This window comes from Polaromonas sp. AET17H-212, assembly GCF_002379085.1.
Lineage (GTDB): Bacteria > Pseudomonadota > Gammaproteobacteria > Burkholderiales > Burkholderiaceae_C > Polaromonas.
On sequence record NZ_NBZW01000023.1, the window covers coordinates 16,404 to 33,366 of the forward strand.

Annotated in this window: 19 protein-coding genes, 1 tRNA gene and 1 pseudogene; 18 read left to right on the plus strand and 3 right to left on the minus strand. The window is 65.1% G+C overall.

The window, feature by feature from the left end; genetic code table 11:
* Positions 1-139 precede the first annotated feature (139 nt).
* Together B7G53_RS16540 and B7G53_RS16545 are read left to right on the plus strand one after the other, a co-directional pair.
* On the plus strand, positions 140-2,479 hold the full coding sequence (locus B7G53_RS16540) for a xanthine dehydrogenase family protein molybdopterin-binding subunit (RefSeq protein WP_096669681.1): 2,340 nt from the start codon (positions 140-142) through the stop codon (positions 2,477-2,479).
* A 316-nt stretch (positions 2,480-2,795) separates the two neighbouring features.
* On the plus strand, positions 2,796-4,829 hold the full coding sequence (locus B7G53_RS16545; RefSeq protein WP_096669683.1) for an ATP-binding protein: 2,034 nt from the start codon (positions 2,796-2,798) through the stop codon (positions 4,827-4,829).
* Positions 4,830-4,999: 170 nt separating this feature from the next.
* On the opposite strand, the gene B7G53_RS16550 is transcribed toward B7G53_RS16545, so the two are convergent.
* Positions 5,000-5,467 (minus strand): TerB family tellurite resistance protein, encoded by a 468-nt coding sequence (locus B7G53_RS16550; protein ID WP_096669685.1) that lies wholly within the window; start codon positions 5,465-5,467, stop codon positions 5,000-5,002.
* Positions 5,468-5,746: 279 nt separating this feature from the next.
* Between B7G53_RS16550 and B7G53_RS16555 the strand changes: the two genes are divergently transcribed.
* The 4 genes from B7G53_RS16555 (at position 5,747) to B7G53_RS16570 (ending at position 8,728) form a co-directional block, all read left to right on the plus strand.
* Positions 5,747-6,139 carry a hypothetical protein gene (locus B7G53_RS16555; RefSeq protein ID WP_096669687.1) on the plus strand — a complete coding sequence of 131 codons (393 nt, stop codon included), beginning with the start codon at positions 5,747-5,749 and terminating at the stop codon, positions 6,137-6,139.
* Between the two features lie 42 nt (positions 6,140-6,181).
* On the plus strand, positions 6,182-7,132 hold the full coding sequence (locus B7G53_RS16560) for a DHH family phosphoesterase (protein ID WP_096669689.1): 951 nt from the start codon (positions 6,182-6,184) through the stop codon (positions 7,130-7,132).
* Between the two features lie 24 nt (positions 7,133-7,156).
* Positions 7,157-7,750, plus strand: a complete 594-nt coding sequence (locus tag B7G53_RS16565) for a carboxymuconolactone decarboxylase family protein (RefSeq protein WP_096669691.1) — start codon at positions 7,157-7,159, stop codon at positions 7,748-7,750.
* Positions 7,751-8,110: 360 nt separating this feature from the next.
* On the plus strand, positions 8,111-8,728 hold the full coding sequence (locus B7G53_RS16570) for a hypothetical protein (protein WP_096669693.1): 618 nt from the start codon (positions 8,111-8,113) through the stop codon (positions 8,726-8,728).
* A gap of 168 nt (positions 8,729-8,896) precedes the next feature.
* Here B7G53_RS16570 and B7G53_RS16575 read toward each other — a convergent pair.
* Positions 8,897-8,969, minus strand: a tRNA-Ala gene (locus tag B7G53_RS16575).
* Positions 8,970-9,040: 71 nt separating this feature from the next.
* Complete coding sequence (locus B7G53_RS16580; protein WP_096669695.1) at positions 9,041-9,937, minus strand: LysR family transcriptional regulator; 897 nt, start codon at positions 9,935-9,937, stop codon at positions 9,041-9,043.
* 97 nt (positions 9,938-10,034) lie between these two features.
* On the opposite strand from B7G53_RS16580, the gene B7G53_RS16585 reads away from it, so the two are divergent.
* From B7G53_RS16585 to B7G53_RS16635, 12 genes and pseudogenes are all read left to right on the plus strand, one after another.
* On the plus strand, positions 10,035-10,370 hold the full coding sequence (locus tag B7G53_RS16585) for a hypothetical protein (protein WP_096669697.1): 336 nt from the start codon (positions 10,035-10,037) through the stop codon (positions 10,368-10,370).
* A gap of 38 nt (positions 10,371-10,408) precedes the next feature.
* Positions 10,409-10,678 (plus strand): TFIIB-type zinc ribbon-containing protein, encoded by a 270-nt coding sequence (locus tag B7G53_RS16590; RefSeq protein WP_096669699.1) that lies wholly within the window; start codon positions 10,409-10,411, stop codon positions 10,676-10,678.
* 28 nt (positions 10,679-10,706) lie between these two features.
* Positions 10,707-11,126, plus strand: coding sequence for a TerB family tellurite resistance protein (locus B7G53_RS16595; RefSeq protein ID WP_096669701.1), 420 nt, complete (start codon positions 10,707-10,709; stop codon positions 11,124-11,126).
* Entirely contained in the window at positions 11,119-11,274 is a 156-nt protein-coding gene (locus B7G53_RS22890) for a hypothetical protein (protein ID WP_176491384.1), read from the plus strand. The genes B7G53_RS16595 and B7G53_RS22890 overlap by 8 nt, the downstream gene beginning before the upstream one ends.
* A 57-nt stretch (positions 11,275-11,331) precedes the next feature.
* Positions 11,332-11,838, plus strand: coding sequence for a universal stress protein (locus B7G53_RS16600; RefSeq protein ID WP_096669703.1), 507 nt, complete (start codon positions 11,332-11,334; stop codon positions 11,836-11,838).
* 224 nt (positions 11,839-12,062) lie between these two features.
* A complete protein-coding gene (locus B7G53_RS16605) occupies positions 12,063-13,037 on the plus strand; it encodes a TerC family protein (RefSeq protein WP_096669705.1) in 975 nt (324 codons plus the stop codon).
* Positions 13,034-13,549 (plus strand): universal stress protein, encoded by a 516-nt coding sequence (locus B7G53_RS16610; protein ID WP_096669707.1) that lies wholly within the window; start codon positions 13,034-13,036, stop codon positions 13,547-13,549. Before B7G53_RS16605 ends, B7G53_RS16610 begins: the two co-directional genes overlap by 4 nt.
* A 12-nt stretch (positions 13,550-13,561) precedes the next feature.
* A complete protein-coding gene (locus B7G53_RS16615) occupies positions 13,562-14,509 on the plus strand; it encodes a sodium-dependent bicarbonate transport family permease (RefSeq protein WP_096669709.1) in 948 nt (315 codons plus the stop codon).
* 4 nt (positions 14,510-14,513) lie between these two features.
* Positions 14,514-14,816 (plus strand): P-II family nitrogen regulator, encoded by a 303-nt coding sequence (locus tag B7G53_RS16620; protein WP_096669711.1) that lies wholly within the window; start codon positions 14,514-14,516, stop codon positions 14,814-14,816.
* Positions 14,817-14,844: 28 nt separating this feature from the next.
* Positions 14,845-15,372, plus strand: coding sequence for an Rrf2 family transcriptional regulator (locus tag B7G53_RS16625; RefSeq protein WP_176491385.1), 528 nt, complete (start codon positions 14,845-14,847; stop codon positions 15,370-15,372).
* A gap of 267 nt (positions 15,373-15,639) precedes the next feature.
* Positions 15,640-16,194 (plus strand): annotated as a pseudogene (locus B7G53_RS22895) (sodium-dependent bicarbonate transport family permease); the annotation flags it as partial.
* 231 nt (positions 16,195-16,425) lie between these two features.
* The gene (locus tag B7G53_RS16635; protein ID WP_096669803.1) at positions 16,426-16,962 is read left to right on the plus strand and encodes a DUF2242 domain-containing protein; all 537 of its coding nucleotides are present in this window, start codon (positions 16,426-16,428) and stop codon (positions 16,960-16,962) included.
* Position 16,963 lies beyond the last annotated feature (1 nt).

Sequence of the window (16,963 nt, forward strand, 5' to 3'; positions counted from 1 at the left end):
GGGGGGCAGGCTGCCCCAGGGGCTTGCCGGTATTGCGCCGGACGGATCGCCGCAACGGACTTATAGTGGCTGCTTCCCATTTTCCGGCCCGCGCCCCAGCGTGCGCGCGGGCCATTTTCGCCATTTCCAGGAGCTATTTGTGTCCACCACACCCGCAGCAGCCATTCAACCGACCCGTTTTGGCAGTGGCCAGGCCGTGCGCCGCCTCGAAGACGACGCCCTGCTGGCCGGCACCGGCCAGTTCACCGACGACGTGACCCTGCCGGAGCAGGTGGCCCTGTTTTTTGTGCGTTCACCGTATCCGCACGCGCGCATTGTGGCGGTGGACAGCGCCGCCGCGCTGGCCATGCCGGGCGTGTTGACGGTCGTGACCGGCGCCGACCTGGTGGCCGCCGGCGTCAAGCCGATTCCCGGCTCCAGCGGCTTTTCAAGGGCCGATGGCTCGCCCGGTGTGTCACCGGCGCGCCGTGTGCTAGCCCATGAACGGGTACGTTTCGTCGGCGAGGCGGTCGCTGCCGTGGTCGCGCAGACCCTGCAGCAGGCCCGCGATGCCGCCGAAGCCGTGATGGTGGACTACGACGAGCTGCCCATGGTGGTGGACGTGAACGATGCCACCGCGCCCGGCGCCCCGGCGCTGGCGCCGGAAGCCCCCGACAACATAGCCTGCGAGACGCGTTACGGCAGCGTGGAAGCCACCGCCGCGGCCTTTGCCAGGGCCCGCCATGTGGTGGCGCTGGACATCGTCAACCAGCGCCTGCACGCGCTGACCCTGGAGCCGCGCTCGGTGCTGGCCGCGTTCGACAAAACCTCGCAGCGCCTGACGATACGCATGAGCACCCAGATGCCCACGGGGGTGCGCAACTCGGTGTGTGACGCGCTGGGCATGGCGCAGGAGCAGGTGCGTGTGGTGGTCGGTGATGTGGGTGGCGGCTTCGGCATGAAGACCGGCGTGTACCCCGAAGACATTGCCGCCGCGTATTGCGCCCGCGCCTTGCAGCGCCCGGTCAAATGGGTGGCTGAGCGCAGCGAGGAATTCATTTCCGCCTGCCACGGCCGCGATGTGTCGAGCCGCGCCGAACTGGCGCTCGACGCGCACGGGAAAATACTCGCGCTGCGCCTGGCCTCGCTGGCCAATGTGGGCGCGTACACCACCGGCGCGGGGGTGGCCATCCAGGTGCTGATCGGCCCCTGGGTGCAGACCAGTGTCTACGACATCCAGACCATCGACTTTCATTTCAGCGCCGTGCTGACCAACACCGCACCCACCAGCGCCTACCGCGGTGCGGGCCGGCCCGAGGCCATTTTCACGATGGAACGGCTGATGGACGAGGCCGCGCGCCAGACCGGCATCGACCGCATTGAACTGCGCCGGCGCAACTTCATCCAGCCCGCGCAGATGCCCTACACCAACCCCATGGGCCAGGTCTATGACACCGGTAAGTTCGAGTCGGTGATGGACCAGGCGCTGCTGCTGGCCGACTGGAAAGGCTTTGATGCGCGGGCGGCGCAGTCAGCCTCGCGCGGCCTGTTGCGCGGTCTCGGCATTGCCACCTTTCTCGAGTGGACCGGCGGCAACGCGCTGGAAGAAACCGTGACGGTCGCGGTGCAGGCCGACGGCATGATCGAGGTTTTCACCGCCGTCAACGCCATGGGGCAGGGCATTGCCACCACGCTGACGCAGCTGGTGGTGGACGCCTTTGGCGTGCCCGCCGACCAGGTGCGGGTGGTGATGGGCGACACCGACCGCGGCAACGGCTTTGGCAGCGCCGGTTCACGTTCGCTGTTCACCGGGGGCTCGGCGGTGCGCGCCGGTGCCGACAAGGCGATTGCACTGGGCAAACAGCTGGCTGCCAAGGAATTCGAGGCGGCCGAGCAGGACATCGTTTATGCGAGTGGCGACTTCACGGTCGCCGGCACCGACCTGCACATCGGCCTGTTCGATCTGGCCGCGCGGCAAGGCGACCGGCAGATCTTTGTGGACTCCACCACCACGGTGGCCGGGCCCACCTGGCCCAACGGCTGCCACATCAGCGAGGTCGAGGTCGACCCGCAGACCGGCCAGGTGGCGGTCGTGGCCTACGCGTCGGTCAATGACGTCGGCCGTGTCGTCAACCCGATGATCGTGCGCGGCCAGCTCGACGGCGGTGCGGTGCAGGGCATCGGCCAGGCACTGTGCGAGCACATGGTCTATGACCGCGAGACCGGCCAGCCCGTGACCGGCAGCCTGATGGACTACGCCGCGCCGCGTGCCGACACCGCGCCCGGTTTCAGGACCGAGATGGACGAGTCCACGCCTTGCCTGAACAACCCGTTGGGCGTCAAGGGGGTGGGCGAACTCGGCACCATTGGCGCCGGCCCCACGGTGGTCAACGCCGTGGCCGACGCGCTGGCCCGCCGCGGCATGACCGCCCAGGCCAGGGCGCTGCAGATGCCGATCTCACCGGCGCGGCTCTGGCAATGGATGCAACCCGGCGCCTGAACGCCTGAACGCCTGACCGTTGATCGGTCGAAGTCAAGGGCGTTCTGGCCGCACTTCGGCCAACCGGGCGGCCCGCTCGTAGTTACACTTTTTGACTACGTTGACTTTGAAGGCGCTCCGTGTTTCGTCACCTTGTGGCCTGTGTGGCCGTGCTCTCAGGCTGTGCGCTCGCCCATGCCGAAAAACCAGTTGAGGCCTTCTTTCCGGTCAATCCGTACAACGTCCATCTGACCGCTGCCTGCTGGAATCCGGTCATCCAGTCTGTTGCTACCGTCCAGCAAGTCGGCCCCGTCCGGCCTGCGCTGAGCAGCGGTCAATGATCGCGCTGGCCCGACTCCTTCCGCAGTCGCTGGTTGCGCGCGTCTACCTTCTTTACACGCTGACACTGCTGCTGTTTGTCTGCAGCGGCCTGTGGCTTTTTTATCATTACCAGTTCTCCAAGGCCGTTGAAAACGCCCAGGACTCGGCGACCATGCTGGTCGAGGTGGCCGTGCAGACCATTTCCGACAGCGCCGTGATCGGGGACCATCACACCATCAAACGCATTCTGGACAAGGCTGTCCTGCAGTCGCAGTTTTCGTCGGCCTCGTTCATCGATCTTGCAGGCGGGGTCATCGAACGCCACCACGCCCAGCCGCCACCCGTGTCTCCCCCCGCATGGCTGCTCGAGGCGGCGGCAGCTAACCTGCATGACGTCAGCCGGACCCTTTCCCTGGGCGGGCGTGACTATGGCGTGCTGCGTCTGGGGTTTGCGGTGGACCAGGTGGCTGCAGGCTTGTGGCAGCTGATGCTGGCCGCCCTGGGGCTGGCGCTGGCCGGTGTTGCCGGCGGGCTGCTGCTGATCTGGTTTCCGCTGCGCCACTGGCTGGGTTCGCTGGAGCGGGTGCACACCTTCAAGGCGGACTTTCCGCGCCATGGCGATCTCGCGGCGAGGCCACTGCTGCTGCAGAGTCTGCCGCTGGAATTTCGCCCCACGTTCGAGGTTCTCGACCAGACCGCCCACAGCCTGAGAAAAGAGCTGGCCAACCGCGAGGAGGCCTTGGGGTCGCTGCGCAGCGCGCTGGCGGAACTGCTGCCCCAGGTTGCATCCGACGGTTTCGCAGGAAGTGACGACATCGCCGTGTTGTCCCGCACGATCGCCGACCTGGTGCAGGAGCGCGGCGCCAGGCGCGACGAACTGCAGGAGGCCGTCGCGGCAGCACAGTCAGCCAACCGGGCCAAAAGCGAATTTCTCGCCAACATGAGCCACGAGATCCGCACCCCCATGAACGGCATCCTGGGCATGACCGGCCTGGTGCTCAAAACCGAGCTGACGGCGCAGCAGAGGCAGTTTCTCGGCATTGTGAAGACTTCGGCCGATGCCTTGCTGACCATCATTGACGACATCCTGGACCTCTCGAAAATCGAGGCAGGCATGCTCACCATGGAGCTGATCCCTTTCGATCTGCACCAGTTGATGGACGAGGCGGTTCAGTCGCTTTCCCTGCGGGCCCAGGAAAAAGGGCTGCGCCTGAGCCGCACCATGGCCGCTGCGGTGCCCCGGCGGATTGTGGGCGAACAGGTGCGGCTGCGGCAGATTTTGCTGAACCTGATGGGCAATGCCGTCAAGTTCACCGACCGCGGCGAGGTCAGCGTTCACTGCACGCTGGAGCCCCGCGAATCCGGCGGCGCCATGCTGCACTTCACCGTGACCGACACCGGCATCGGCATTTCCCCTGAAAAGCAGCAGCATATTTTCCAGGCCTTCAGCCAGGAAGACACGTCGACCACGCGCAGGTTTGGCGGCTCGGGCTTGGGGTTGACGATTTCGCGCCGCCTGGTCGGCCTGATGCAGGGCGAGTTGTGGGTGGACAGCAGCCCCGGTGCCGGCAGCAGGTTTCATTTCACCATGGCCTTCACCGAGGACGTGACGCCCTTGCCGGCGCCGGACGCCTTGCCGGTGTTCTCGGCGACCCTGCCGCCGGGGACGAAAGAGGAGCTGCCGGTGCTGGTGGTGGAAGACAACCTGATCAACCAGACCCTGGTGATGACACTGCTGCAACGTGGCGGCTACCGCGTGACCCTGGCGGGCACCGGGCGGGAAGCCGTGGAGAAATTCCTGATGCACCGCTTTTGCATCATCCTGATGGACATGCAGATGCCCGACCTGGACGGCATTGAGGCGACCAAGGCGATTCGCCTGCTCGAACGCAAACAGGAGCGCCTGCGCACGCCCATTGTGGCCATGACGGCCAACGCCATGCGGGGTGACCGCGAGCGTTGCCTGGAGGCCGGCATGGACGACTACCTGGCCAAACCCATCAAGACCACGGAGCTGTTTGCCATCATCGAAACCCTGATCGCGGACTGACCGGGGGCGCGGTTTGGTCCCGGCCGGTGCCACTTTCCAGCGGCGGGTGTGCCAGGTATTGTTGCCGAAGTCCGCCGGGAAAAATCAGAAAACAAAAATCGCCTGCAGCCCTTTTAAAATGGGCGCGAGAAGCTATCAAAAACAGAGCGCTTTAAAGCGCCAGACCCCGCTCAGGCAGGGCCGGCGGCTTTCTTGGCGCGCATCTTGGCGCCTATGTATTCGCCATGCGTGACATGCAGCAGGCCGGCAATCTTGCTGATCAGGTGGTTTTCATGGGCGTCGAGGTGGGCGTCCGAATACGCCACCTGCCACATGGTTTCCACCATCTGGATCTTCTGCGCCTGCGTGAAATGCTCGTTCATGGCGGAGGTGAAGCGGTGGTAGTCGTGGCTGGTCCTGGCCGTGTCTTCGGCCAGTTCCAGCAGCCGGGCCAGCTCGTCGTCGGCGAGCGAAAATTTTTCGCGCAGCGTGTCCAGCACGGTGGCCCTTTCGGCGGCGGTGATGGCCGGGTCGGCACGCATGACTTCCACCAGCAGCACGGCGGTGCCCAGTTGCAGCGCATGGTCGCGCTCACCGGGAGATTGGGCCCGGGCAGGCGCGGTGAAAGTGTCAAACAGGTCTTTGAGGGTTCTGAGCATCGACTTCCTTGGGAGCTTTGCGGCCATGCGCGCAAACACTTGCACGATGGAGCCGGCGGGCGCAGATTGGTTCCCGCCCCGGCGCCGGGGTGGGAGGCTCCCACGCCTTCAACAGGGACAAACGGGGCGTTTCTGCAAGGCGTGAGAAGCCGGGTTAAAACATGAAACATCGTTGCTTCCCACCAGGCCTGGCGCCTGATCCATGTCATGGCCGGGCAGTGCTTGGCGTGGAATACTGACCATTCTGCGACAAGCTTTTCATGGAGTGTCGTGCCCCTGATGAACTGGTTGAAAAAACTCCCGAACTCCCGGCGCGCCGCCAGCGGCCTGGAGTGGACGCTGTGGCGCAAGCTGCCGCTGATCGCCGCGGTGGGTACGCTGCTGCCCCTGCTGGTCCTGGGGCTGGTGTACCTGTTCAACGATCCCGCCGCCGGTGCCGCCCAGGCGCGCTGGGCGCAGATGGTGGGCTACATGGTGCTGGGCGCGATCCTTTTCCATTGGTCCATGGTGGTCACGGTGGCTTTTGGTTGCGTGGTCGTGATGATCATGAAAGGCCCCGGTTATGTGGCCGACGGCCTCTGGGTGTCGCACAGCGACCGGCCGCGCGACGGCATGGAAAGCCTCGAAGAGGCCGCCAGCCGCCGGCCGACCCAGGCAGCCCCGCGCGACTGATCCGCGAAGAAGCCCGCGCCGCCGGGCGACAATCAGAGGGCCATGAAAACCATACTTCCCCTGCAACTGCTGGTTGCCCCCGACAAAAACGACCCGCAGCCGCTGATTCTTTACCATGGCCGCGGCTGCCCGGACGGCTTTGCCGCGGCCCTGGCCGCTTGGCTGTATTACGAAGGCCGGGCCGAACTGGTGGGGCTGGACCACGGCGACACCCGTTCGATCGATGACCTGCCGGCGCTGGCCGGACGCGCCGTCTACATCCTCGACTTTTCGTTTTCCGCCGACATCCTGCGTGGCATCGAAGAACGCGCCGCCAAACTCGTGATGCTGGACCACCACAAAAGCGCCGCAGAAAAACTCACGGGGTTTGCCTGCCGCTGCGGGGTGGTGCACTTCGACATGGACAAATGCGGCGCCCGCCTGGCCTGGGAATTTTTTCATCCCACCGCCCCCTTGCCGGACCTGGTGCGTTATATCGAGGACCGCGACATCTGGGTCTGGCGCCATCCCGAGAGCCCGGCCTTCCTGGCGGCGCTTGACATGGAGCCCCACGACTTTGCGCGCTGGGCGGCCATCGCCGCCTTCAGCCCCGAACAGGTGACGGCCTTCATGGCGCGGGGCCAGGCGATGGACGAAAAATTCAGCAAGCTGGCGGCCGGCATCGCCGAGAACGCGCAGCCCGTCATCTTCAACGGCCAGCACGGCCTGATGGTCAATGCACCCGGCGTGTTTCACAGCCTGGTGGGCGACCTGCTTTCCAAACAAAGCGGCACCTTTGCGCTGATGTGGACGGTCGCCCCGGGCGGCGTCGTCAAGGCCGGCCTGCGTTCGCAGCGCGGCTTTGACTGCATCGCGCTGGCCGAGAGCATGGGCGGCGGCGGCCATGCACAGGCCTGCGGCTTCAAGATGGGCGTGGCGCGCCTGCCCGAACTGCTCAGCGGCGTGTTTGACGCGGCCGCAGCGCCGGACGCCAGCGCCCGGCAAGCCACCTGAAAACCATCCACGGACACCCCAGCCATGCCACGCCTTGCACCCTTGCCGCCCGACACCACGCCGGCGCTCAAACCACATTTCGATTTTTTCCTGACCACGCTGGGGTTCACGCCCAACAGTGTGCTGACCATGCAGCGCAAGCCCAAACTCGTGCAGGCGCTGGCGCAGCTCAATGGCGCGGTGATGGACCCCGAAGGCGAGGTGGACCTGGGCTTTCGTCGGCTGATCGGCCATGTGGTTAGCAAGGTGGCGGGCTGCCTGTACTGCCAGGCGCACACCCTGCTCGGGGCCAAAAACTTCGGCATCAGCGAAGCCAAGCTCGCCGACGTCTGGCGCTATGCCAGCAGCCCGCTCTACAGCCAGCGTGAACGCCTGGCCCTGGACTTTGCCCTGGCCGCAGCCAGCCAGCCCAACGCCGTGACCGACCCACAGTTTGCGCAGCTGCAGCAGCACTGGAGCGACAGCGAAATCACCGAGATCCTCGGCGTGGTGGCGCTGTTTGCCTTTTTGAATCGCTGGAACGACACCATGGCCACGCCGCTCGAAGCCAGCCCCGCGGCCGTGGCCACGCAGGCCCTCGGCGATCAGGGCTGGACCGCGGGCAAACACGCGGCCTGAGGCGGCAGCCCGGCCCGGGGCCATGGTGCATGGACCGGGCACTGATGAGGGGAGCCGGGGGAGGCGTTTGGCAATGCACACCAAACCGCCGGGCCGAAGCGCAATGCAACGCCACGCCGGGAGCATGCGCATCTGGATACCACTGCAGTCGCGCGGTAAATGCCCGGTAAATCTCCGTTTTCCTTACACGGCGTTCACACAGCCAGGCCAACAATGGCCCCACTGAGTCACACACAGCCTTCAAAAAGCAGCGATTCAGGAGCAGCTCCCACCGCCGCTTGCCGACCCTGGAAACCGTTCCAGCCACCGCAAGCTGCCCACCGGGCTGCTGGTTATTCATCCGCATCGCAGGAGAACCCCATGAAATCGAAACTGTTGACCGCTTCCTTGTTGGCATCTGCCTTGTTCGCCGGTCTGGGCATGGCCCCGGTGATGGCGCAGGGCAACTACACCCCGGGCATTGACCAGTCGCAGCAGGCGATCGGTGCGCGCATCCAGCAGGGCATGGCGTCCGGCCACATCACGCCTTCCGAGGCGCAGGCGCTGTACCAGCGTGACCGCGAGATCGAAGCCCGCGAAATGCACTTCAAGGCCAACGGCAGTGCCAACCCGCAGGAGCGCCAGCAGTTGCGCGCCGACCTCGGTGCCCTGAGCGCCGATGTGGAACGCATGATGGCCAACCGCGACGTGGTCCGTCCCGGCTATGCAGACCAGGCCGTCGCCACCCCCGGCATCGACCAGCGCGCGCAGGAGATCAGCCAGCTCATTGACGAGGGTGTGCGCTCTGGCCGCATCACCCAGCGCGAAGCGCGCAGGCTGTACAAACGCGAGCGTGTGATTGAGCGCCAGGAGCAGGCCTTCAAGTCTGACGGCGTCGTGACCCAGCAGGAGCGCCGGCAACTGCGCGCCGAGCTGTCCGCACTGCGCGACGACGTGGAGCGCATGATGCGCAACGACCGCCGTAACGGCCGCGGTTAAGGCAGGCCTCGGGCGCTCACAGCGTCCCGACCAAAAAGCCAGGCAGTGCCTGGCTTTTTTATTGATGGTCAAAAATGGCTTCAGACCAACAAGGACGTGCGCAGTCAGCTATCAAAAATGGAGCAGTGGCGGCCGGGAAGGACAGGGGGTGCATCGAACCAGACGGAGTGGAGAGGAGGAGGATCGAACTCCCGACCTCTGCATTGCGAACGCAGCGCTCTCCCAGCTGAGCTACCCCCCCCACAACTGCGAATTCTAGCCAACTGCGCCGCGCACCGCCAGCCCCGCCGGGGCCCGCTTGCCGCTTCCGGTTCAGGGGTGCCGCGGGCGGGCGGCCGCCAGCAGCTTTTGCACCAGCGGGTGCAGCAGCTTCTTGTGCGCGGCAAGGGCGTAGAAGTGTTCTTCCACACCCTCGCAAGGCCCCACCCGCCTGACCTGGTAACGCGCGGTCATTTCCTCCTGCATCAGCTCGGCTGCCGGAAAGACGCCCATTCCGGCCGCGCCGAAGGTCTTGAGCAGCGCGCTGTCTTCAAATTCGCCGGCGATGTGGGGGGTGATGTCCAGCCGTTCGAACCACTGGTCGAGGGGGGCGCGTACCGCGCTGTGGCTGGTGGGCAGCAACACCGGGACCCGGGCCAGCGACTGCGGGAAACCCTTGCGCGCCGCGGCATACAAGGAAGGCGGCGCATACCAGGCCAGCGGCGATGACGCGAGCGGATGGCTGTAGAGCTTGACGTTGGGGTTGGGCGGCGCGGGCCGGTCCGCCAGGATCACATCAAGGCGGTGCAGCGCAAGGTCACCGAGCAGGTCCTCGAACTCGTCCTCGTGGCAAAGCAGCCTGAGCCTGGGCTCATGCATGACCGGCTGCAGAAGGCGCCGCACTGCCAGCTTGGGCAGGCCGTCGGAGATGCCCACCGCCAGCCGCACCGTCGGGGTGCTGGCTGCCTCGCGCACCGCGGTCGGCAGCTGTTCGCCGAGCTGGAAAATCTGCTCGGCCTGGCGCATGGCCGCGGCGCCTGCCGGCGTGAGCGCCACGCCGCGGCCCTCGGGTTTGAGCAGGGCGTAGCCCAGCGAGCGTTCCAGTTCGCGGACCTGCGTGCTGACCGTCTGCACCGCCATGCCCAGACGGTCGGCGGCGCGGGTCATGCCGCCTTCCTTGGCCACGACCCAGAAGTAGTAAAGGTGGCGGTAGCTGAAGTCTTTGCTCATGTTTCTGTTTTTCGGAAGTATTTATTCACAATTATCTGCTTTTAAAGAAGTGCGTGTCCCGGTATCGTGAGAACCTTCGAAAGCGAAGGAGTCCCTCATGCAGATCATTTTTGAATCGCGCGAACCCTGGCTGGAGCGTCTGCGCGGGTTGGCAATGCGTCGGGTGCGCCAGGCCACACGCCCACTCGACTGGCTCGCGCCGCGCGCCAGGGTGCAGATGTCGGACGTGCAGGGCGCCCGGGACGGCATCGACAAACGTTGCCAGGTCGAGTTGAGCGCCGAAGGCGCCGGCACGGTGGTGGTGACGTCGATCACCCGTGACTGGGGATCGGCTCTGCAAAGTGCCCTGTCGCGCGCTGTGCGGGCGCTGCTGCGCAAGTTGCAGCCCGCCCGCACCCGTACCCGCACGCGCGCCATCACTCACCAGCGCTGAGCGCTGCCCTCTGAAAATTCCCGAAAGGAACATCCCGAATGAAATGCCCCGTCTGCCCCGATGCAACCCTGCTGATGTCCGAACGCCAGGGCGTCGAAATTGACTACTGTCCCCAGTGCCGGGGTGTCTGGCTGGACCGCGGAGAACTCGACAAGCTGCTGGACCTTTCCGCCGCAGCGCCCGCCGCCCGGCCTGTCGTGCAGCCGGTCCAGCAGGTCCAACCCGACTTTGTGGATTCCGACTATCGGCACGGCAAGCGCGGCTACCCGCGCCGGCAGAAGTCCTGGCTCAGCGAAATTTTCGACTGAGCCCCCTCTTTAAAGAAAGGACCTCCTGATGAGAAGTTATCCGCGGAACAGCCCGCAGGCCGCCGCACGCATTGTTGCGCTTGCCATGCTTGCTGATGGAAGCATGTGCAAAAAGGAACTCGACACCTTTGACCGGTTGGACGTGGATGCGCAAATCGGACTGGACAAGGCCGAGTTCCATGCGGTCGTCCAGACGTTTTGCGAGGACCTTCTCTCGGCAGCGCATTCCAGCTGGAGTGACATGTGCCGGGTTGACCCGAAAACGCTGGCCGAACTGATGGCCGAGATCGATAGCCCCGAGCTGCGGCGCAAACTCATCGGTCTGTGCGTGACCATCGTCGAGGCGGACGGGCGTGTTGCAGATGGCGAATCGATCGTGCTCGTGGCAGCGGTCGAACATTGGGGTCTGCAACGCGAGATGCTGAAGATGCGGTGCCAGCATGTCTGACTACGCGCTCCCGATAGCATCGCTGGGGGTTTTGATTTTGTTCTGCGCCTGGCGCGAGTACGCTGGCGACAACCGGCGCGACGTCAAGCTCATGGCTGCGTGCGGCGCCGGGAGCGTGCTGGCGGGTGCCGCAGCGTGGCTAGCCTGACCCAACCGGCGGTTGAGTATCGCCACGTCAAACCGGTCACACCGAAGGAGTAATGCCATGTCAAGAGTCCTCGTCCCGCCAGATGGATCACCCAATTCGCTGCACGGCGTGCGTCACGTTGCGAGGGAGTTCATGAAAGATCGGGAGCTCGAAATCCACTTGCTCAACATACAACGGCCGTTTTCGAGTGAGGTAGTCCGCTTCACCGGCAGGCGGGACCGGATGGCGTTCCACCAGGAGCAGGCCGAAAAGGCGCTCGGGCCCGCGCGGCAGGCGCTTGACCGATCCGGCATTCCCTACACCGTCCATGTTGAAGTCGGAGACAGGGCCGATTGCATTGCGGATGCGGCTCGCCGGCTCCGATGCGCGCGCATCGTGATGAGCACCGCGCGCAAGAGTTCACTGGTTCGCTGGGTCGAGGACTCGGTCACCAACCAGGTGATCGAACGCACCACGGTGCCCGTGGAGGTGATTGCCGGGGACGCCGCCTCCAGCCTGGAGCGTGTTGGCATTCCGGCAGGCGTTGGTGCGGGCCTCCTGGTTCTTGGAATGGCGGCCGACTGATGTGGCTCAGTTGCACCGACTGGCGCAAATCACGCTGCCAGGATTTCCGCGCTCGGCAGGGGCCAGCCAATTGCGACGCTGTCGACCGGCGTTATGCCGCCCCAAACCCTCCCAGCTTCTTGCTAGCTGACCTGTAACACCACCTGACAACCCATGAAAACAAGCGCCTCAACCACGCCCTTCCGAAGAAGACCAGCCACGCACGCCACGTCCGGGGTGTGCCCATGAGCAATATTGAATCTTTCGCTACCGGCCCGATGTGGGCCGGCTTCATCGCCTTCGTCATTGCAATGCTTGCCCTGGACTTGTTTGTACTGGGTGGTAACAAGGCCCACCGTGTTTCGGTCAAGGAGGCCGGGAGCTGGGTGGTGGCCTGGATGCTCCTGGCCACGACATTCGGCGCCTTGTTGTGGTGGTACCTGGACGGCACGGCCGGCCGTGAGATCGCCAACCGCAAGGCACTGGAGTTCTTCACCGGCTACCTGATCGAGCAGACCTTGTCGGTCGACAACATGTTCGTGTTCGTGATGATCTTCACCTACTTCGCCGTTCCGCCGGAGCTGCAGCGCCGCGTGCTGTTGTACGGGGTGATAGGTGCGATTGTCATGCGCGCAGGAATGATCATGGCCGGCGTCTGGCTGGTGTCGGAGTTTGCCTGGGTGCTCTACGTGTTCGGCGCGTTCCTGGTGGTGACCGGGATCAAGATGCTGGTCATGGCCGATCAACAACCCGACCTGGAGAAGAATCCCTTCCTGCGCTGGCTGCGCCGCCACATGCGCATCACCCCGGGCTTTCATGGTGAGGCCTTCTTTGTGCGCATCAACGGCCTGCGTTATGCGACGCCGATGTTCCTGGTGCTGATGATGATCGAGGCCAGCGACCTGGTGTTTGCCGTCGACAGCATCCCGGCCATCTTCGCGGTGACCACTGATCCGTTCATCGTGTTCACCTCCAACATCTTCGCCATCATGGGCCTGAGGGCGCTGTACTTTCTGCTGGCCGACATGGCCGAACGCTTTCACCTGCTCAAGTACGGTCTGGCGCTGGTGCTGGTCTTTATCGGCGGCAAGATGCTGGCGATGCCCTGGTTCCACATGCCGGTGCAGTGGTCGCTGTTGATCGTGGCCTCGATCATCCTGATTTCCGTGATCCTCAGCCTGAAGCTCTCAAGCCACAAACCGTCCAGGAGTGTTTCATGACCGATGCTGCAATGCAAGACGCCATGCCGGCACCAGCCCTCGAACGGCGCGATGACATGGGCCGGCTCGTCGCCGTGACCTGGCCCGGTGCAGGGGTCAGTGAAGACCCAGGCAGCAAGCGCTGGCTGGTGGCGGTCGATGGCTCGGCGTGCTCGTTGCGCGCCGTCGCGATGGTCGCAGGGCTGGCGGCAATGGAGCCGGGCGTCGGGGTCGATCTGGTGCATGTCCAGCTCTGGCTGAACAAAGAGGCTGCAGAGTCTGAACTGGCGCGGCGCGGATGGACAGCCACGGCGCAGGCGCGCCAGTTGCTTGACGCGGCGTCGGTCCGCTGGCGCCTGCATATCGTCATGGGAGAGGGGGCGCCAGAGATTGCGGACCTGGCCGATGCGCTGGGCAGTCGCGGCATTGCCATCGGCTCGCGCGGGCTGACCGCTACCGAATCCCTGTTGCTGGGTTCGGTGGCCTACAAGGTCGTGCACCTGGCCAGGCTGCCCGTGCTGATCGTGCGGTAGCAGTGGCTGGCGATGCCCTCCTTCGAACCCGTCATCCTGTTCTTCGTGCTCGGCGTGATCGCCGGCTTCGTGCGTTCGGACCTCAAGATACCCGGCGTCCTCTATGAGGCCTTGAGCATCTTTCTGCTGCTCGCGATCGGCCTCAAAGGCGGTGTCGAGCTGGCGCGCTATCCGCTGTCCGATGTCGCGCTGCCGGCCCTCGCCGTGGTGGTGGCGGGCGCCTTGATCCCGCTGGCGGCGTTTCCGCTCCTGCGCCGCGTTGGCAAGCTGTCAACCGCCGATGCGGGATCAATCGCCGCGCACTACGGATCGGTCAGCGTGGTCACCTTCGCCGTCGGCTCCAGCTACCTGGCCCGGCTGGGCGAGGCCGCCGAGGGCTACATGACCGTATTCCTGGTGCTGCTCGAGTTTCCTGCTCTGATGATCGGTGTGCTGCTGGCGCGGCGCGGCGAGCAAGGCACCCCCTGGCGGCAGGTGCTGCACGAGGTCTTCGCCGGCAAGAGCATCGTGTTGCTGCTGGGCGGGCTGGTGATCGGCTGGGCGGCCGGGCCCGGCGGCATCGCGCCGCTCGACCGCCTGTTCTTCGACCTGTTCAAGGGGCTGCTTGCTTTTTTCCTGCTGGAGATGGGCCTGGTGGTTGCCAGGCGTTTCGGCGACCTGCGGCGCGCGGGCATTTTCCTGATCGCGTTTGCCGTCCTCATGCCGCTGGCGGCCGCGGGCCTGGGTCTGGTCACCGGCATGCTGCTCGGGCTGTCGGTGGGGGGCGTCACGCTGTTGGCCACGCTGTACGCGAGCGCCTCCTACATCGCCGCGCCGGCGGCCATGCGCATCGCCGTGCCGCAGGCCAACCCGGCGCTGTCGATCGGCGCGGCGCTCGGCATCACTTTCCCGTTCAACCTCGTGGTGGGCATTCCTCTGTACCACCGGCTTGCCCAGTACCTTCATCACGCCGGAGCCTGACGCCATGGAAATGACCACCCGCAAACTGCTGACAATCGTGACCGAGGCCGCGCTCGAGGACATGCTCGTGCGCGACATCGAAAACCTGGGCGCGCGCGGCTACACCATCACCGATGCGCGCGGCAAGGGCAGCCGCGGCATGCGCGACGCCACCTGGGCGCCGCACGCCAACATCCGCCTCGAAGTGCTCTGCGACGCCGACACGGCCCATGCCATCTGCACTGCGCTGCGCGAACGCTACTACGACAACTACTCGATGGTGATGTACGTTGGCGAGGTCGTCGTTTTGCGCCCCGAGAAGTTCTGATTCTGGAAACAACAACCGAAAGTTCATGATGCAAATCGCCACCCAAGGCCGTCTGGCCGTGCTCGCCATGCTGGATTTGGCCCTTCGCACCGATCACGGGCCGATTGCGCTGGCCACCATCGGTGCACGGCAGAAGATCTCACTGACGTATCTCGAGTCGCTGTTCGCACGGCTGCGTCGGCGAGGGCTGGTGCGCAGCACGCGCGGGCCCGGCGGCGGCTATGGCCTGGCGTGCAGCGCTGCTGACATTACAGTCGCCGACATCGTGCACGCCGTCGACGAGTCGGGGCCGCCATGCACCCGCACCGCAGCCCAGCCGTCCAGCCGCGACCATCCTCCGGGCCAGCGGATTGCCAGCGACTGGTGTGCCGACCTTGAGCGCGAACTGGCGCAATTCCTGGCGTCGGTTTCTCTGCACGACCTGGTTTTGCAGCATGACCGCCGCGGCACAGCCCCGGAGCCTGCCTCCGTGCGGGCTGCGATCATTGGCGACGTGAAGCCCCAGCGGGGGGTGGGAACAGCGCCCAACGCGGTCGTTTCAGTGCCTGGCAGCTGAACACTGTGATCCCGTTGAACTTGCCGCCACTTGAGCGACCCAGAAATATCGAGACATGAAAGCGCGCCTTTGCACCCATGGCATCGTTGCAAATCCTCGCCATGGCGACGGCCATGTCTGCGGTTTGCGCCTCGCCCTGGGCACGAATCCATCGCTTTCATTGTGTTCCGATATTTCTGGGTCGAAGTACCAGGCAATCGGTCTACCAAGCTCCCGGCATGGCTGACTTGCGCATTGAATTTGCCGGTGTCGGGCCCGCCGACGCGCCCGCATGGCACGCCCTCGACGTTGCCGCCGCATGGCCTGAACGCTGACGAGGTCGCGCGTCGCCTGGCTACGCATGGCCCGAACCGGCTGGCCGAAGTCCAGCCGCTGAGCACGCTCGAGCGGCTGCTGCACGAGTCGCTGACCGACGGCTCGCAATTGCTGCTGCTTGGCGCGATGGTGATCGGCCTGCATCGCGGCACGCAGGGCGAGGCCGCGATGCAGCCGTTCACCGGCGACCTGTTCAAGGGCATGCTCGCCTTCTTCCTGCTGGACATGGGGCTGCTCGCCGCACGCAACATGGGCGAACTGCGCGGCAAACCCGCCTGGTTGCTGGCCTATGCGGTGGCTGCGCCGCCAGTCCATGCGGGGCTGGCGCTGCTGATGGTGCTGGCCGCCAGCGCCTCCTACATCGCCGTGCCGGCCGTGATCCGTCACGCGATTCCCGAAGCCCGTCCTTCGCTGTACATCGGCATGTCGCTGGGCCTGACCTTTCCGCTCAATATCCTGCTGGGCATTCCGGTCTACACCGCCGTGGCAAAACACGTGCTGGCCTGAGGTCGGGTCGCACCCGGTGCGCGGTCCGGCGGTTTGCAGTTTTTTACATCGTCCGCGCGGGGCGGGCCCACCCCGGTGGGAGATCAAGCGCCGGTGGCTGTGGTACGCTGGTTTGCATGGATGTCGCCGCGTTGTGTGTGTAGGCCCGCACCGCTTTGCCGGGGCGGTCCGGCACGTCTGGCGCACCGGAAGACTGATGCCAAGGAGTACCCGGCTTTGAACCTGTTTTGCATGCGTTTTTCACCGGCAGGCCGGCTGGGCCTGTGCGCACTTGCCGCCTTGCTGGCAGGCTGCGCGGCCCCCATCAAGCAGTTTCCCTTGCAGGAGCAGTTCGCATCAACCGCCACCTACTCGCGCCTGTTCGACGCCACGCCCGCGCAGACCTGCGAGGCCTCGCGGCGTGCGCTGCTGAGCCAGGGTTACCTCATCAACACCGCCAGAAAAGACCTGGTGGATGCCCAGAAAAGTTTCCAGCCCGAGCCGGAGGCCCACCTGCAAATCGCCATTCGTGTGGTGTGCGCGCCGGAAAGCATCGATGGCAAGGTCAGCCTCGGTTTTGTCACGGCCCTGCAGGACACCTATGCCCTGAAGAAAAGCAACAACTCGGCCAGCCTCGGGGTGGGCGCGATCGGATCGGTCTCGCTGCCCTTCAGTGCCAGCAACGACTCGCTGGTCAAGGTGAGCAGCGAAACCATCACCTCCGATGCGTTTTACGACCGCTTCTTCGACCTGGTCAAGCGTTACCTGGTGATGGGCGACACCGAATAAA

Excerpts from the sequence above, each read along its gene's own strand:
- B7G53_RS16545 (WP_096669683.1), top strand. The coding sequence starts at position 2,796 with ATGATCGCGCTGGCCCGACTCCTTCCGCAGTCGCTGGTTGCGCGCGTC.
- B7G53_RS16550 (WP_096669685.1), bottom strand. The coding sequence starts at position 5,467 with ATGCTCAGAACCCTCAAAGACCTGTTTGACACTTTCACCGCGCCTGCC.
- B7G53_RS16555 (WP_096669687.1), top strand. The coding sequence starts at position 5,747 with ATGAACTGGTTGAAAAAACTCCCGAACTCCCGGCGCGCCGCCAGCGGC.
- B7G53_RS16560 (WP_096669689.1), top strand. The coding sequence starts at position 6,182 with ATGAAAACCATACTTCCCCTGCAACTGCTGGTTGCCCCCGACAAAAAC.
- B7G53_RS16565 (WP_096669691.1), top strand. The coding sequence starts at position 7,157 with ATGCCACGCCTTGCACCCTTGCCGCCCGACACCACGCCGGCGCTCAAA.
- B7G53_RS16570 (WP_096669693.1), top strand. The coding sequence starts at position 8,111 with ATGAAATCGAAACTGTTGACCGCTTCCTTGTTGGCATCTGCCTTGTTC.
- B7G53_RS16580 (WP_096669695.1), bottom strand. The coding sequence starts at position 9,937 with ATGAGCAAAGACTTCAGCTACCGCCACCTTTACTACTTCTGGGTCGTG.
- B7G53_RS16585 (WP_096669697.1), top strand. The coding sequence starts at position 10,035 with ATGCAGATCATTTTTGAATCGCGCGAACCCTGGCTGGAGCGTCTGCGC.
- B7G53_RS16590 (WP_096669699.1), top strand. The coding sequence starts at position 10,409 with ATGAAATGCCCCGTCTGCCCCGATGCAACCCTGCTGATGTCCGAACGC.
- B7G53_RS16595 (WP_096669701.1), top strand. The coding sequence starts at position 10,707 with ATGAGAAGTTATCCGCGGAACAGCCCGCAGGCCGCCGCACGCATTGTT.
- B7G53_RS22890 (WP_176491384.1), top strand. The coding sequence starts at position 11,119 with ATGTCTGACTACGCGCTCCCGATAGCATCGCTGGGGGTTTTGATTTTG.
- B7G53_RS16600 (WP_096669703.1), top strand. The coding sequence starts at position 11,332 with ATGTCAAGAGTCCTCGTCCCGCCAGATGGATCACCCAATTCGCTGCAC.
- B7G53_RS16605 (WP_096669705.1), top strand. The coding sequence starts at position 12,063 with ATGAGCAATATTGAATCTTTCGCTACCGGCCCGATGTGGGCCGGCTTC.
- B7G53_RS16610 (WP_096669707.1), top strand. The coding sequence starts at position 13,034 with ATGACCGATGCTGCAATGCAAGACGCCATGCCGGCACCAGCCCTCGAA.
- B7G53_RS16615 (WP_096669709.1), top strand. The coding sequence starts at position 13,562 with ATGCCCTCCTTCGAACCCGTCATCCTGTTCTTCGTGCTCGGCGTGATC.
- B7G53_RS16620 (WP_096669711.1), top strand. The coding sequence starts at position 14,514 with ATGGAAATGACCACCCGCAAACTGCTGACAATCGTGACCGAGGCCGCG.
- B7G53_RS16625 (WP_176491385.1), top strand. The coding sequence starts at position 14,845 with ATGCAAATCGCCACCCAAGGCCGTCTGGCCGTGCTCGCCATGCTGGAT.
- B7G53_RS16635 (WP_096669803.1), top strand. The coding sequence starts at position 16,426 with ATGCGTTTTTCACCGGCAGGCCGGCTGGGCCTGTGCGCACTTGCCGCC.